The 15,514-nt window shown below is 46.2% G+C and carries 17 protein-coding genes; 14 read left to right on the top strand and 3 right to left on the bottom strand.

The features are described from left to right. Window positions 1–134: 134 nt before the first annotated feature. The 3 genes from mntR to KSP24_RS08055 all read left to right on the top strand — a co-directional run bounded on the left by mntR (window position 135) and on the right by KSP24_RS08055 (window position 3,534). Window positions 135–560 carry a transcriptional regulator MntR gene (mntR, locus tag KSP24_RS08065; protein ID WP_007430946.1) on the top strand — a complete coding sequence of 142 codons (426 nt, stop codon included), beginning with the start codon at window positions 135–137 and terminating at the stop codon, window positions 558–560. A 137-nt stretch (window positions 561–697) separates the two neighbouring features. After that, window positions 698–2,449 carry a family 10 glycosylhydrolase gene (locus KSP24_RS08060; RefSeq protein WP_216974869.1) on the top strand — a complete coding sequence of 584 codons (1,752 nt, stop codon included), beginning with the start codon at window positions 698–700 and terminating at the stop codon, window positions 2,447–2,449. 95 nt (window positions 2,450–2,544) lie between these two features. Next, on the top strand, window positions 2,545–3,534 hold the full coding sequence (locus tag KSP24_RS08055; RefSeq protein ID WP_090738829.1) for a patatin-like phospholipase family protein: 990 nt from the start codon (window positions 2,545–2,547) through the stop codon (window positions 3,532–3,534). Between the two features lie 116 nt (window positions 3,535–3,650). Here KSP24_RS08055 and KSP24_RS08050 read toward each other — a convergent pair whose 3' ends face one another. From KSP24_RS08050 to KSP24_RS08040, 3 genes are all read right to left on the bottom strand, one after another. Further along, the gene (locus tag KSP24_RS08050; RefSeq protein ID WP_090738830.1) at window positions 3,651–3,974 is read right to left on the bottom strand and encodes a hypothetical protein; all 324 of its coding nucleotides are present in this window, start codon (window positions 3,972–3,974) and stop codon (window positions 3,651–3,653) included. 4 nt (window positions 3,975–3,978) lie between these two features. Beyond that, on the bottom strand, window positions 3,979–4,971 hold the full coding sequence (locus tag KSP24_RS08045) for a DUF1385 domain-containing protein (RefSeq protein ID WP_090738831.1): 993 nt from the start codon (window positions 4,969–4,971) through the stop codon (window positions 3,979–3,981). A gap of 271 nt (window positions 4,972–5,242) precedes the next feature. Continuing rightward, window positions 5,243–6,244: an ABC transporter substrate-binding protein gene (locus tag KSP24_RS08040; RefSeq protein ID WP_216974868.1), complete on the bottom strand. Its 1,002-nt coding sequence runs from the start codon at window positions 6,242–6,244 to the stop codon at window positions 5,243–5,245. Window positions 6,245–6,506: 262 nt separating this feature from the next. Here KSP24_RS08040 and KSP24_RS08035 point away from each other — a divergent pair, with 262 nt between their 5' ends. The 11 genes from KSP24_RS08035 (at window position 6,507) to spoIIIAG (ending at window position 15,463) form a co-directional block, all read left to right on the top strand. Further along, entirely contained in the window at window positions 6,507–7,097 is a 591-nt protein-coding gene (locus tag KSP24_RS08035; protein ID WP_216974867.1) for a YqhR family membrane protein, read from the top strand. Window positions 7,098–7,171: 74 nt separating this feature from the next. After that, window positions 7,172–8,245 carry a M24 family metallopeptidase gene (locus KSP24_RS08030; protein ID WP_040103444.1) on the top strand — a complete coding sequence of 358 codons (1,074 nt, stop codon included), beginning with the start codon at window positions 7,172–7,174 and terminating at the stop codon, window positions 8,243–8,245. 33 nt (window positions 8,246–8,278) lie between these two features. After that, complete coding sequence (efp, locus tag KSP24_RS08025; protein ID WP_013371789.1) at window positions 8,279–8,836, top strand: elongation factor P; 558 nt, start codon at window positions 8,279–8,281, stop codon at window positions 8,834–8,836. 194 nt (window positions 8,837–9,030) lie between these two features. Continuing rightward, entirely contained in the window at window positions 9,031–10,284 is a 1,254-nt protein-coding gene (locus KSP24_RS08020; RefSeq protein WP_013371788.1) for an aspartate kinase, read from the top strand. A 391-nt stretch (window positions 10,285–10,675) separates the two neighbouring features. After that, window positions 10,676–11,671 carry a stage III sporulation protein AA gene (gene spoIIIAA, locus KSP24_RS08015; protein WP_216974866.1) on the top strand — a complete coding sequence of 332 codons (996 nt, stop codon included), beginning with the start codon at window positions 10,676–10,678 and terminating at the stop codon, window positions 11,669–11,671. Continuing rightward, window positions 11,664–12,182: a stage III sporulation protein SpoIIIAB gene (spoIIIAB, locus tag KSP24_RS08010; RefSeq protein ID WP_013371786.1), complete on the top strand. Its 519-nt coding sequence runs from the start codon at window positions 11,664–11,666 to the stop codon at window positions 12,180–12,182. Before spoIIIAA ends, spoIIIAB begins: the two co-directional genes overlap by 8 nt. A gap of 12 nt (window positions 12,183–12,194) precedes the next feature. Then, window positions 12,195–12,398: a stage III sporulation protein AC gene (spoIIIAC, locus tag KSP24_RS08005; RefSeq protein WP_010345636.1), complete on the top strand. Its 204-nt coding sequence runs from the start codon at window positions 12,195–12,197 to the stop codon at window positions 12,396–12,398. An 8-nt stretch (window positions 12,399–12,406) separates the two neighbouring features. Further along, window positions 12,407–12,796, top strand: a complete 390-nt coding sequence (gene spoIIIAD, locus KSP24_RS08000) for a stage III sporulation protein AD (protein WP_013371785.1) — start codon at window positions 12,407–12,409, stop codon at window positions 12,794–12,796. Window positions 12,797–12,808: 12 nt separating this feature from the next. Continuing rightward, a complete protein-coding gene (spoIIIAE, locus tag KSP24_RS07995; protein WP_013371784.1) occupies window positions 12,809–13,999 on the top strand; it encodes a stage III sporulation protein AE in 1,191 nt (396 codons plus the stop codon). A gap of 38 nt (window positions 14,000–14,037) precedes the next feature. Further along, window positions 14,038–14,805, top strand: a complete 768-nt coding sequence (gene spoIIIAF, locus KSP24_RS07990; RefSeq protein WP_216974865.1) for a stage III sporulation protein AF — start codon at window positions 14,038–14,040, stop codon at window positions 14,803–14,805. Window positions 14,806–14,821: 16 nt separating this feature from the next. Next, window positions 14,822–15,463 carry a stage III sporulation protein AG gene (gene spoIIIAG, locus KSP24_RS07985; protein WP_013371782.1) on the top strand — a complete coding sequence of 214 codons (642 nt, stop codon included), beginning with the start codon at window positions 14,822–14,824 and terminating at the stop codon, window positions 15,461–15,463. Window positions 15,464–15,514 lie beyond the last annotated feature (51 nt).

The following is a 15,514-nucleotide window of genomic DNA, read 5'->3' as shown; positions in this document are numbered from 1 at the left end:
ATCGTGGCAATAGATGTGAGTGGAGGGACGAGACTTGCCAATGGGCGATGATAACATGTATCATTACATAGTAGGTTTAATGCAGGAAATGAAGGCGGTAAGCGCCCGTTCAATAACAGAAAAGAGGGAAACAAGTGCCAACGCCAAGCATGGAAGATTATTTGGAGCGCATTTACCAACTGATCGATGAGAAGGGATATGCTCGTGTCTCGGATATCGCAGAAGGTTTGGAAGTGCATCCTTCGTCCGTCACCAAGATGATTCAGAAGTTGGATAAGGACGATTATCTTGTATATGAGAAGTATCGGGGACTGATTTTGACACCAAAAGGGAAAAAAGTTGGCAAACGGTTGGTTGACCGCCACCAGCTACTAGAGCAATTTCTGGATATGATTGGGGTTGACAAGGACCTGATATATAAAGATGTGGAAGGTATTGAACACCATTTGAGCTGGGATTCCATCACCCGTATCGAGACATTGGTTGAATATTTCCGCCGGGATGAAGATCGCTTGCGCCAGCTTCATGACATACACAAGGAATTAAGTGGAGATTCCTAAAAGCATCTGTCCTTACGGACGATGCTTTTTTTATTTGTCCTGACCGCAACAAATATCCGGTTAATAGCGTCTATCCATTATATAGCAGGACAAGATAGGGGTTAAAATTAACAGGGGTAGCGGAGGATTATAAAGATATGAATCGGAAGAAAATAGGGCTCATGGCTGCGGGTCTACTCTTAGCAGTACAGACTGCCATCGTGCCTGGAGTTCAAGCGGCACCAACTGGTGAGATTGAGATTATATTGGACGGACAGTCCCTGCAAAGTGATGCGTCACCGTACATTGTACAGGGAGCGAATGTCACGATGGTTCCTTTGCGAGTGATTAGTGAGGGATTAGGCGCTCAGGTTAACTGGTCGGCATCGTCTGGTACGGTAACGATTACAGCACAGAACAAAAATATATCTATGGAAAATGGTGCACAAAGCGCTACTGTGAATGGTAAGTCGGTTCGATTGGACGCATCTGCGCGTATGTCAAGTGGGAGAGTCATGGTACCGTTGCGTTTTGTTGGGGAAGAGTTGGGCTTAAAGGTAGACTGGCAAGCCTCAGAACGGGTCATTACATTAAGCAGTGGTAAAGAAGGGACCTATACTGGTGGGAACACTTCTTCTGTGGGCAGCGGCAGCTTAACCTCGGATACGTCAGCATCTGGCAATCAGGAGAGTGTAAGTACAGATCAGGGAGCCAAAGCCAATAATGATGGACAGGACGCTGTCAATTCACCGTCCACCTCTACTAAGGAGGACAGTTCTGGTTCCTCACAGGGGAATATGGCTCAGGTAAAGGCTACAACCTCTATGCGTGGAGCATGGATTTCCACCATTAATGGAGATTGGCCTTCTTCGGGTGCCCGAAACAGCTCCGAGAAGCAAAAGCAGGAGTTTACAAAAATGCTCGATGATTTGCAGGGCATGGGCATTAACGCGGTATTCGTTCAGGTTCGTGCCAGCGGAGATGCGCTTTATCCGTCTGATCTTGTGCCATGGAGCAAGTATTTAACAAATACCCAGGGTAAAAATCCAGGCTATGATCCGTTGAAATTTATGATTAGCGAATCACACAAGCGGGGGATGGAATTTCATGCCTGGTTTAATCCGTTCCGTGCGAATTCTACAGGAACAACTAGCGGTTTGGCAGCAAACCATGTAGCTAATCAGCACCCGGATTGGATTGTTAAGAATGGTAGCCAGTTGTACATCAATCCTGGAATTCCTGCTGCACGTCAGCATGTCATTGCTGCGATTATGGAAGTCGTAAACGGATACGATATTGACGGTGTCCATTTGGACGATTATTTTTATCCTTACAGCGGGACTTTTGATGATGATGCAACCTTCAAAGCATATAACGCCAACAAAATCTCTAATAAAGGTGACTGGCGGAGAGATAATGTGAATAGTTTTGTTCGCGATTTGGGCAAAAGCATTCATACCAGCAAGTCGAAAGTTCAATTCGGGATTAGTCCTTTTGGGGTGTGGCGCAACAAGTCTCAGGACATAACGGGTTCAGACACCAAGGCAGGCGTTACTGCATATGACACGACATTTGCGGATGTAAGAACCTGGATTAATAAAGAATGGATTGATTATGTAGCTCCACAAATTTACTGGAGTATCGGCTTCCCAGCGGCTGGATATGACAAGCTTGTCGCATGGTGGTCCAATGAGGTCAAAAATTCAGATGTTAAGCTGTATATCGGTCATTCTCCTTATAAAATCGGCACCCCTGAAAAAGGGTGGCAATCAGCTCAAGAGTTAATTAAGCAGCTTGAACTGAACGAGAATTATAAACAGGTTAAAGGGGATATTTATTTTAGTGCACAGCATTTGCGCAAAAATCCATACGGACTCATTCAACTTCTTCAAAATTATTATCAATTATGATATAAATTGGATCATTTAGGTTCTATATGGACCTCCGTTCTCATAGATAAGCAGTAGAACTGCTTACTCCCAAGAGAACGGAGGTTTTTTGATCTATGCTGATCAATGCTGTGTTCCAGGGTGGAGGGGTTAAGGGAATATCGCTGGCGGGTGCAGTTAAGGCTGCCGAGGATCATGATATTGTATTCAATCGTTTGGCAGGTACATCATCAGGTGCTATTGTAGCTGCTTTATTGGCTGCGGGATATACGGCGGATGAAATGAAAGCCGTAATTGAGAAAACCCCCTTGGTCAAGTTGTTACGACGTTCTCCAGTATTCAACATTAAGTGGGTTGGGCCAGCAGCACGTATCTTTCTTAAAAAAGGGCTCTACTCAGGGGAGGCACTGGAGCATTGGGTACGCGAGCTGTTACGAGCTAAAGGAGTGCGTACGTTCGCGGATCTACCTCCTGGCAAGCTGCGCATTATTGCATCAGACATTACGAATGGACGCATTTTGGTGCTTCCTGAAGACATCAAACGTTTTGGTATAAACCCCTCTTCGCTGGAGGTAGCCAAGGCCATTCGGATGAGCACCAGTATCCCTTATTTTTTTGATCCTGTTATGTTAAGACTTGATTCTGCACTTGCCAAGGGAAAAACCTTTTCCCAGCAATTTGTATTTGTAGTTGACGGGGCCTTGCTCAGTAATTTGCCTTTGTGGCTTTTTGATGAGCCTGTAAATGAACGTGAGGCCAAAACGATTCCAACGGTAGGTTTTCAAATGGTGGGCAAAACAGGGACGGAGACGAAGGTTTCTTATATACGGGGCCCACTGACGATGCTACAAGCTATTTTTGATACAATGCTATCGGCACATGATGAAAGGTATATTGAGCAGGAGAATCGATATCGGACCATTAAAATTCCAACTTTGGGTATCCGAACAGCACAATTCAGCATTTCACCCGAACAAAGTGATTTGTTATACGCTTCAGGTATGCAGGCAGGAGAAGCTTTTTTCCACAAATGGAGCATCACTTCTTACCAGCAGCAGTATAGTAAGTATCAATTGATGAAAGATACCATGTATGCCATGAAGTAGATACCATTTACTGGAGGTTAGAGTTGAGTTTAAAGAAAGAAAAAAGGAGCCTATTCCCGGTCATTTCAAAACACGGGTGATGGCTCCTTTGTGCTACATTTTAAAGGAAATGATTATTAATGGTACTTTGGCTGTTCCTCTTCATTTTTACCCTTGGACCCTTCAATCACATGAAAAGGATATGTTTTGCGTTTGTTTGTAGTCTGCTGCTTACGTGCACTGGCTGTTTTGGTCATCGTGCGCACAGAGGGCTTAATTTTGGGAGTTCGCTTGCGTTGTCCAGGCTGGTATTTGTACAGCAGAAATATAACTGCAAAAATAAAAACAGGGATTAGTAAACTAATGAGAAAGCCCCAGCTACCTTTCCATAGCATATCTATAATTCCATATGCGCCCAAAGCAAGGGTAAGCCAGAAAATAACGGCATGTCTGTACATCATTCACTCATCCTTTCACAGGATCAAGGACCGGACTGTTGAGGGTCTCCTTTACAGGTACATTTTCCAACTCAGCATCCAATTCAAGCATACGCTTAAATGAGGCAATCGATACCTCCACTTGATCATCGGTCGGTTCTTTGGTGGTAAGCAACTGCAGCCATAGGCCGGGGTAACCTAGATAACGAAGCACTGGAATTTCCCGAAGTGCATTGGTCAGCTTGAGGAATTCAAAAGAAAGCCCCAATACGATCGGAAGCAGTAAAAGACGTTGCCCCATGCGCTCCCACAGATTATCGTAGGTAAACAGGGAATAGACAAGTACCCCGATAATCACGGTGAGCATAATAAAGCTGCTGCCGCAGCGGTAATGCAGTCGACTATATTTTTGTACGTTGGCTGGAGTTAGTTCTTCCCCTGCTTCAAATGCAGTAATCACTTTATGCTCCGCGCCGTGATATTGAAACAATCGCTTGATTAACGGAGTCTGGGAAATACCCCATAAATAAGCCAGCAGCAAAATCAGCTTAATAGCTCCTTCAGCGAGATTATGCAAAATCTGGTTGTGAAACAAACCGCCAAACAGGAAAGTCTCCACAACAACTGGAACGAGGGTTAATACAATTTTGCCAAAGAGGAAGGACAATATACCGACCGCAGCCACGCCGATCATCATGCTCAGGCTCCAACGGGATTCCTCTTTTTTCTTTTGTTCAGCGCGTTCTTCTGGATCTACTTCATCATCAGCATACGCATCGGCTGAATAGTTCAAATGCTTGGTACCCTTGGCACTGGAGTCGATGATGCTGACAATCCCCCGCAATAACGGAATTCTGCGGAATTTGGACACCCAGGATTGCTCCTTGCGTGGTACTTCCAAATATGTGATTTCGCCAGATTTGCGGCGAACTGCCGTGACATTGACACGCTTGCCGCCGAACATGACACCTTCAATGACTGCCTGACCGCCGTAGCTCACAGGCTTGGATGCTTGTGACAACCGTCTCACCTCTCTTAATACATGCTTTTTTGTATATTGTATCGAATTTGGAAGGGAATATCTAGTTAGACGAAAATGGGATGTGGTGACCTGCTAAATTTATCATTTGAAAAGGGTAATTAGTCATAACGGAGAAGATGGAAATCCTTGTAGTGTGTGAGGGAGACTCATACCATAGGTTTAAAAAAGCATTTATGAGAGCGGTCAAACTGCCCCCATAAATGCTTATTATCGTCAGTTATAAATCCAGACGGAATCGTCAACATGAAATTTATTGCGTGATTGCCCCTACAACTCCATCAACCAGTCCCTTTGACGAGACCGGGCCGCCAAACGTCCATGTTGTACTGGCCAACGGATAAGTACGTTTTTCTTTGACGAATTTCAAACCGTTCCAAACAGAATTATTTTTCATAGATGAGCCGAAAACGTTATCGTGCGGCTGCACAATATAGATAAAGTTACTGTCCTGAACAGCTGACAGAGCTTCAATGCCTACAGTTGAAAAGCCATATGATTCAACCTTGCTCGGTTTCCAATCGTTGACCAAACCGATCTTCGCCAATGTTCCCACGACGACTGAATTATCTGAAAACATACGCAGGCTGGCTGCATTTTGCGAAGTGAAAGCCTGTGTCAGTATAAAATGAAAATCCGACTTGTCTGCAGCGGCGAGCTTTTGTTTGGCTTCGGCATAATGCTGATCCAGATCGGCAAGCACCTGCTTAGCTTTATCCTCTTTTCCAAGAGCGACTGAGATACTATTAAAAATCTCTACCATCTTATCATAGTCGTAGCCGTTACCATCGTTCAGATTATATTCAATCGTCGGTGCGATGGCCTTGAGTTGCTCATAGATTGCTTCATTCCCATCAAAGTTGGAGATGATGAGATCCGGCTTTAATGCAGCAATCGCCTCCAAATTAGGCTCGTTGCGTGTACCGACATCGACCACGTTACTGTCCAGAGATGCCTCTGGAGTCACATACACCTTATAGTTGGCATTGTCCGCATTACCAACCGGCTGCACGCCCAATGCAATCAAATCCTCCGTGAATGTCCATTCCAGTACTACGACACGCTGAGCGGGCTTGTCAAGCGTGAGCTCACCACGGTTATGCTTTACTGTCACAGGACCGGTCGCTGCTTCAGTAGGTTTGCTACCCGACGTAGCTGTCTGGCCTTTATTCGCTACATTGTCAGTTGCTCCACAACCTGCCAGTGTGAGCATAAAAGTCAGTAACAATAAGAATCCGATAAATCCCTTTTTCATAGATTGCGTTCTCCTGTATAAACGTATTATAAAATGATAATGATTATCATTTTCATCATTATATTATGAAACAGGATTGAATTTTTGTCAATGAAAAGAATACAAAATCCATTCAATTTCATTGTTAAAATCCCCCCCACTGGAGCATACTACCTCTCAAAATGGATAGGCACGAATTTGGTGGAAGTACACATGCTTTTCCTTATAACAATGAGTCTTTACCATGAGAAAATTTATGCATTTTGAAAGGAGATCCAACCACATGAGTGAAACTTACTCTATACCGAAAATAGGTCATGACCAGGAACAGTCTCGCGAATCTCAAGATCAACGTAATCATAATGACAACAGTAGTAGAGGTAGACAACAGTCAGGCAAAGTACATACACCGCTCATTCCCTTTGCACTTGAGCTGGGTTTTTTTGCGGGTTTGCTCTGGGGATTGCTGCGCTGGCTGTTTTATACGCTGCACTTTACAGTAGTGGCGCCTGGCTTTCTGGCAGAGCCGTTTTTTAAGCATTCGTTCATGAACACCATGGCAGGTCATTTGGTAGGGCTGCTGTTTTTTATTGCATTGTCCATTGTAGCGTCATTGGTGTACACTTTGATTTTGCGCAGGTTTAATGGCCCTATACCCGGTATTATATACGGTCTGATTTGGTGGGTTGTTTTATTTGTGTTAACAGGTCCTAAGTTAGGGATGATGAACCCCCCTCATCGGTTAACATGGAATTCCATATATACGGAAGTTTGTGTATTTATACTGTGGGGACTATTTATCGGATATACCGTTGCAGTCGAGTATACGGATGAAAGAATGCGCGAGCCTGAGAAGGCTGGGGGCAGAACGTAACAAAAACTTCTCAAGCGCCTATCCCCTGTGTTAAAATAGCATTTGGTTATTTGACAGAGGGGAGCGGAATGAAGATGAAGAATGACCGGGTGCTAAAGTTGCGGCAGGCGCTGGGCGAGCATAATCTGCGGGCTATGCTGATTACTAGCCCTGTCAATCGTCGATATTTGACAGGCTTCACAGGTTCAGCGGGTTATGTGCTGATTACAGAATCCCATAGTTATTTGCTGACTGACTTTCGTTATATGACACAAGCGACCGAACAAGCCCAAGGCTTTACGGTAGTGCAGCACGCTGCGCAGGTCATGGAAACAGTAAAAGAATTGCTGTCCTCCCATCAGATTAGCGAAACAGGCTTTGAGCAGGATGATGTAACTGTTGCGACACATAAAGCTTACAGCGAAGATTTGTCACCTATTAAGCTGGTTCCGGTATCGGGCATTGTGGAAAAGCTGCGGGTGTACAAGGATGCGGAAGAGCTGGAAGTGATGCAACGGGCAGCGGATTTGGCAGATGCTACATTTGCACACATTTTACCTTACATCAAACCAGGAGTCAGCGAGCGTGAGCTGGATCTGGAAATGGAATTCTTCATGCGCAAGCAGGGAGCTACTTCTTCTTCATTTGACACGATTGTGGCATCCGGAGTTCGTTCGGCATTGCCTCATGGAGTAGCCAGTGCAAAGTTAGTACAAGCAGGTGAGCTGATTACGTTTGATTTTGGTGCGTTGCTGGATGGCTATTGCTCCGATTTGACCCGTACAGTGGCTACACAAGGGGATTTGGCGCCTCAGTTGCGCGAGATCTATGATATTGTACTTAAGGCGCAGCTTCATGCACTCGAACATATTAAGCCGGGCATGACAGGCCGTGAAGCGGATGCGTTGACCCGGGATATTATTGCGAGCCATGGCTATGGAGACAATTTCGGACACAGTACAGGTCATGGTCTGGGTCTTGAAGTGCATGAATCTACACGTCTGTCGAAGGCAAGTGATGATATTCTGGAGCCGGGCATGGTTGTAACGGTCGAACCAGGTATCTATGTGCCTGGATTGGGCGGTGTACGGATCGAGGATGATATCGTTATTACAGATAGCGGCATCAAAGTATTAACGCATTCGAGCAAAGAATTTACAGTCGTTTAATAACGATAACAGTCCTGTAGGAGGGGTATTTTAGTGATTAACGTTAATGATTTTAAAACAGGTTTGACCGTTGAGGTAGACGGAGATATTTTTACAGTTCTGGATTTTCAACACGTAAAACCAGGTAAAGGCGCAGCATTCGTACGCTCCAAGTTGAAAAACCTGCGTAACGGTAATACGGTTGAACGTACATTCCGTGCGGGTGAAACAATTGGCCGGGCGCAAATCGAAAATCGTGGTGTATCTTATCTGTATGCTAGTGCAGACGATCACACATTCATGGACAACGAAACATATGATCAATTTACATTGTCCAGCGATCAACTGAAATGGGAGCTTAACTTCCTGAAAGAAAACATGAATGTAAACATCATAAGCTACAACGGAGAAATCCTGGGTATCAACCTGCCTACCAGCGTGGAGCTCAAAGTAATTGAAACAGAACCAGGTATTAAAGGGAATACAGCTACAGGTGCAACCAAAAATGCCAAACTGGAAACAGGCTTGAATGTTCAAGTTCCTCTGTTTATTAACCAAGATGACGTATTGTTAATTGATACTCGTGACGGCAAATACATGTCTCGCGCATAGAATTTACAGTTTCTGGTATCCTCTGTCCTTGTTAAGGGCAGGGGATATTTTTATATTAGGAATATTAAAAAACATTGGCTCCACACAGCACTTTCGTATTATACTGTACTAAAGTTATGCCGCAGGATGTCACGTTCAAATCGTTTGGTGCCATCTCAAGGTTACATACTGTGAGTCTGAGGGAGTGAATATCGTTGTCTTTGTATGTCATGAAATTCGGAGGCAGTTCCGTCGGTGACACGGAGCGCATGAAACGCGTGGCAAAACGCGTCGTTGAGAAACAGAGTGAAGGGCATCAATGTGTAGTGGTCGTTTCCGCAATGGGAGACACGACAGACGAATTGATTGACCAGGCTAAATTATTAAATGAGCAGTTGCCTGCACGTGAGCTGGATATGTTGATGACGACAGGCGAGCAAATTTCAATCGCATTGTTGTCGATGGCTATTCAGCAGCTGGGTCATGAAGCGGTATCGTTTACAGGATGGCAAGCTGGCTTCCGTACTGAATCTGACTTTGGTCGGGCACGGATTACGGATATTCAACCTCAGCGTGTGCTGGATGCACTGAGCAGCAACAAGATTGTTGTTGTAGCTGGTTTCCAGGGGATGTCTGCAGATGGAGATATTACTACGCTGGGACGTGGTGGTTCTGATACGACGGCCGTTGCGCTGGCGGCGGCGATTCAAGCGGATGCCTGTGAAATTTACACGGATGTGGACGGCATATATTCAACAGATCCACGAATCGTGAAGGTGGCACGTAAGCTAAAAGAAATTTCTTATGATGAGATGCTGGAATTAGCCAATTTAGGTGCGGCTGTTTTACATCCCCGTGCGGTAGAGTATGCCAAACATAACCGGGTACCGTTGATTGTGCGGTCCAGTTTTAACCATAATGAAGGAACAGTCGTAAAGGAGGATGCAGTAATGGAGCAAGGCGTTGTAGTCAGTGGAATTGCATATGATAAAAATGTAGCAAGAATCAGTATTTTGGGCGTTGCAGATATCCCTGGTGTACTGGCAAAAGTTTTCGGAACACTGGCAGCAGCCAAAATTGATGTAGACATTATTGTGCAGAGCGGGGTTGAAGCTGGAAAAGCAGATTTCTCCTTTACAGTAGCTCTGACGGATCGTGAAGCTGCCCTTAAGACACTGGAAGGTATTCGCGGAGAGCTTCCATACCGTGAAGTAACGTCTGAGGAAAATCTGGTAAAGGTATCCATTGTAGGTGCGGGAATGGTTAGCCACCCGGGTGTTGCAGCGCAAATGTTTGCCGTGCTGGCCGAGCAAGGCGTTAGCATTAAAATGGTAAGCACATCCGAAATCAAGGTATCGTGTGTAATTGAAGCTGGAAAGCTTCATGAGGTTATTCAAGCGTTGCATACAGCTTATAATCTGGATACCGAGGAGCAAGCGTTTGTGGGCGGACCTAAAGACCGTCGTTAATAACATCAAATGATTTAGGGAAACGCTATGACGGGGAAAGGTCGATATATTATACGCTCCCTAGTTATAGATGGATAAATCATAGAATACAGCAGTAGGTTAAGAGGTTGTTCCATCAGTGAGAGTCAGACTGTGGAGCAGCCTCTTTTTGCTCTAAATCTAGCGTTTTTATTTAAGGGTATCCCTTAGCCGCCAAGGCTTAGAGGGAGCCTTTTTTTATTATATAAAGCAGGGAAAGGGGCTTGAATGAGCGGGGGAAAGGTCCGCTGAGCGTGGATAGGAGTGAGCAAATGTTCGACTGAATTTTCAATATATTTTCGGCATAAAAAGCGAGAGTCAGCCATAGACTTGTCTTAAAGAAAAAGGACAACTGTGAGGGGGCGGCACTGGTATGGAATGGCTGGAGTTATTTCCGGAACCGTTGCACGGTATACTCGGAAGGCTTCCAGAAACCGTATTTAAGCAACTGGAAGAAATCCGGATCCGGGAAGGAAGGCCGCTGGAAGTTAATGCGAATGGTGATCATCATTTTGTAACGACTGCTGGTCGGCTGACTTTGAATCCTGTTGAAGCCTATAAGCCTAACCGCGAGGATACCCACCGATTACTGGATTTTATCAGTAATCATTCCCTGTACACCATGGAAGAGGAGCTTCGCAAAGGGTTTATTACGATCCCTGGCGGTCATCGTATTGGCTTGGCAGGGAGAACCGTGCTCAACCGAGGGCGAGTAGAGCATTTGCGAGATATAAGCAGCTTTAATGTACGAATTGCTCGGGCCATTCCTGGCATAGCTGATCGGATATTGCCTTATGTAGCGGATCGAAAATCTGGAATGATACGGCATACGCTCATCTTGTCACCGCCTCAGCATGGCAAGACGACGTTGCTTAGGGACTTGGCTCGGCAACTGAGTTACGGAGGGATGAAAAGCAACGGAGGGCGACGAAATGGACTTAAGGTGGGCATTATAGATGAACGCTCTGAGATTGCTGGCAGTCACAAGGGCATCCCCGGTTTTGATGTCGGACCTCGCACCGATATATTGGACGGATGCCCGAAAGCAGAGGGCATGATGATGATGATTCGCTCGATGTCACCGGATGTCCTGATTGTTGATGAAATCGGGCGGCCAGAAGATGCAGAGGCGGTGCGTGAAGCACTTCACGCAGGCATCGCAGTCATTGCTTCCGCACATGGTCGCGATGTGGCTGAAATGGCGAGCCGATCTGCCTTTGCTGGATTAGCTACAGGACAGGAGCTGTTCCAGCTCTACGTCATGCTGGAACGGACGAGCCGGGGTGTCTCTTTTCGCCTGGCAGATGCCAAGCAGCGCAGGCTGACACTGCCTGGGGAAGGGCAGAACGGGGGCATCTCCTATGCTTAAGTTGCTGGGAGCTGTCTTGGTTATACTAGCCACCACACTGGCAGGCTGGCAGCGGGCAAGGCAATTTGCCATGAGGCCGCGGCAAATCAGAGAGTTAATTCTCGCACTGCAAAGACTGACCACCGAGGTTTCTTACGGGGTGTCTCCGTTACCAGATGCTTTCGCCAAGACAGGAGAGCCCTTGCGAGAGCCGCTGCGCTCTCTGTTTCAGCAAGCCTCACGCTGGATGCACCCCTCGTTTGGCCTGACCGCCAGAGAAAGCTTGCATAAAGCGATTGAAGTCTCGTGGAGCCGTTCCTCTATGAAGCAGGCCGAGAAGGAAGCGATGCGTCAGCTTGCTTACAGCCTTGGAACCAGCGACCGTGAGGACCAGATCAAGCACATTGCGCTGACCATCCAGCAGTTATCCCATGAAGAAGCGCAGGCGCAGGCAGATCAGGTGAGATACGAGCGTATGAGCAGAAGCCTGGGACTGCTGATCGGAGCATTGATCGTCATTTTGATCTATTAGCGGGGTGCTCGAATGAATTTAGAAGTGAACGCAATTTTCCAGATTGCCGGAATTGGCATTATTATCGCTATGATTCATACCGTACTAAAGCAAATGGGCAAGGAAGACATGGCCCATTGGGTGACGGTCATCGGTTTCGTTGTAGTGCTGTTCATGGTGGTGCGAATGCTGGATAACCTTCTGCAAGAGATCAAATCTATTTTTCTTTTTCAGTAGGTGAACACATGGAAATTATTCAAGTGGTGGGCTTCGCCCTCGTTGCCACAGTCCTCATCTTAGTTATCAAGGAACAGAAGCCGATGTTTGCCTTTTTGATTGCAACAGCTGCGGGAATCGTCATTTTTTTGCTGCTGATTGGCAAGATCGGATCTGTGGTTGCCGTGCTGGAGCGACTGGCCAGGTCTTCAGGCATGGACATGATTTATTTTAAAACCGTATTAAAAATAATCGGTATCGCTTATATTGCTGAATTTGGAGCACAGATCGTACGGGATGCGGGACAAGACGGTATTGCTTCCAAGATAGAGCTTACTGGAAAGGTACTCATCATGGTACTCGCAATCCCGATTATCAGCATTATTATTGATACCATTCTGAAGCTGATGCCCGCCTGAGGGGGTGATGCCATGAAAAGGCTGGGGGGCATGCCGAATCTCAAAGTTATTGTGATTTTGCTGCTATGTCTCTGGTGCGCCTCGGCTGCGGTCCTCTTCGCAGATACACCTACAAACGAATGGATCAGACAACAGGCGGAGCAAATGCCCAAAGATGATGTTGAACATTATTGGGACGGACTCATGAAGCAATACGGCGGATTTTTCCCTGACCAGAAAACGCCTTCTTTCATGGACATGCTGCTTCCGGGTGGTGAAGGATTCACCATAAAAGGTGTGTTGATGGCTATAGCTGATTTTTTCATCCATGAAATCCGGGTGAATGCCAAGCTGCTCGTCACCATCGTCATGCTCAGCATTATGAGTATGGTGCTGGAAACGCTGCAAAGCGCTTTTGAAAGCAAGCAGGTCAGCAAAGTTGCCTACGCTATCGTGTACATGGTCATTATCATTTTGGCGATTAATAGCTTTAGTGTAGCGATTGGTTATGCCAAAGAAGCAATTGACAGCATGATTCATTTCATGATGGCGATGTTGCCCTTGCTGTTTACCATGTTGGCCTCGATGGGTAACGTTGTCACAGTTTCGGTGACCCACCCGCTGATTGTATTTATGATCAACACGGTCGGAACAGTCATTCATACGCTTGTTTTCCCGCTGCTTTTCTTCTCGGCTGTGCTGTACTTGGTCAACTCGCTCACGGGCAAATACAAGCTGACCCAGTTAGCTGACCTACTGCGGAACGCTGGTGTTGCCGTGCTGGGAGTGCTTCTGACTATTTTTCTAGGAGTCATTTCGGTACAGGGATTAACCTCTTCGGTTACTGACGGATTAACAATCCGTACAGCTAAATATATTACAGGTAGCTTTGTTCCAGTGGTAGGCAAGGCGCTGGCAGATGCAACTGATACGGTCATTTCGGCATCACTGCTCGTTAAAAATGCCATCGGTCTTGTGGGAGTCATCATTATTTTGTTCCTGTGCGCTTTTCCTGCTCTCAAGATTCTGACACTAGCTCTCATTTATAAAGTGACCGCAGCAATCATGCAGCCTTTGGGAGATACGCCTATTGTGGAATGTTTGGATGCCATCGGCAAGAGTATGATTTATGTTTTTGCGGCACTGGCGGCAGTGGGATTAATGTCCTTCCTTGCGATTACCGTCATGCTCGCAGCAGGCAATATGACGGTCATGATGAGGTGAATACATGCACATAATCCAACGAGAGGGAGGCGAGTGACGTGACCTGGCTGGGAGGCTGGCTCAAGGAACTAGTGCTAATCGTGCTGCTGGCTTCTTTTGTCGATATGATCTTACCGAGCCGATCTATGGAAAGGTATGTCAAACTCGTACTCAGCCTGCTTGTTTTGCTGACATTGCTATCTCCGATTGTGCGCTTGCTGAGCAGCAGTCCCTCAGAGGTTCTGGGGCGAGCATTGGATCTGCAACGCCAGGCAGAGACAGGTAACAGGGAACCGACATTGGAGGAAATCTTAGCCAAAGGCAACAAGCTAAAGCAACAGCAGGAACAAAGCTCCTTGCAATGGGCAGGCAAAGAGGTAGCTAAGGAAATGAAAGGGCAATTGGAGCAGTACACTGGGTTAGCAATTCAGTCGGTCCAGGTGACCCTTGCGCAGATTCAGCAGAAAGAATCGGGGCTAGAGGCAGGAACGGGTGTTCAGTCAGTAGTGGTCAAATTGGCGGAGCAGAAGGCAGAAAAAGAAAAAAACACAAACGTCCCGCCGGATACAGATATCAAGCCGGTTATCGTGGAGCCTGTAGCTGAAAAGACAGTGAATATTCGTGTAGAGCCGACACAGTCAAAAACCTCTAATCATAATGAAGGAACGCGAGAAGATGATCGTAGTCCTGACGAAACCACAGAGGATGGCAAACCTGCGGATCAGAAAGCTTTTGGCTTAATCACAGGCATTCTACGTGAAAAATGGGGGATCGACAGCACACATGTTCAGGTGATTAATTCGCAGGAAGGAACACATGAATGGTAACAGGAGGTGAACCGAAATGGGTAAATGGAGGAAAAAGCTGGAGCAATGGATGGGTGGAGGGGGAGACGGAGCGAAAAAGTTCAATTCATTTCGTTGGCTACTTATTCTTGGCCTTATCGGTGTAGCGATCATGCTCTTTAATTCATTCGTTAATGTGAAAAAAGTCGACCCGGAAAACGTAGGGAGAGAACCGCCTGGCGTAATGAAAAATGAACCTGCGTTAGAAACAACGGTAGGTGAGGACAGTTCCTTTGCCGGAATCGAGAAGGCTTTTGAGGACAATATGAAACAGATGCTGGAGCAGATTGTTGGCGTAGGAACCGTCGATGTCATGGTTACGGTAGACTCTACCGAAGAAGTGATCGTTCAACGGAATGTGAAGGACATGCAGGAAGAAAATAACGAGACGGACGCCAATGGTGGACAAAGGCACACTACTCAATATACACGCGATGGTGAGATTGTCACCTATGAATCATCGGGCGGTCAGCACACTCCGATTGTTACCAAAAAAGTAAAACCACAGGTAAGGGGAGTGCTTGTGGTGGCTATGGGGGCAGAAAACCCTACCGTGAAGCAACTCATTGTAGATGCTGTGCAGAAGGGACTGAACGTACCTTCATACAAAATATCAGTCGTTCCGCGTAAGCAGGGATAATATGGAATTTAAGAACAAAGAAGTTAATATTGCAAACCACTTATGAATATG

It is taken from the genome of Paenibacillus sp. AK121 (assembly GCF_019042715.1).
GTDB lineage: Bacteria > Bacillota > Bacilli > Paenibacillales > Paenibacillaceae > Paenibacillus > Paenibacillus polymyxa_C.
The sequence above is the reverse complement of the archived record's forward strand: the minus strand, read 5'-3'. Positions and strand labels throughout refer to the sequence as shown.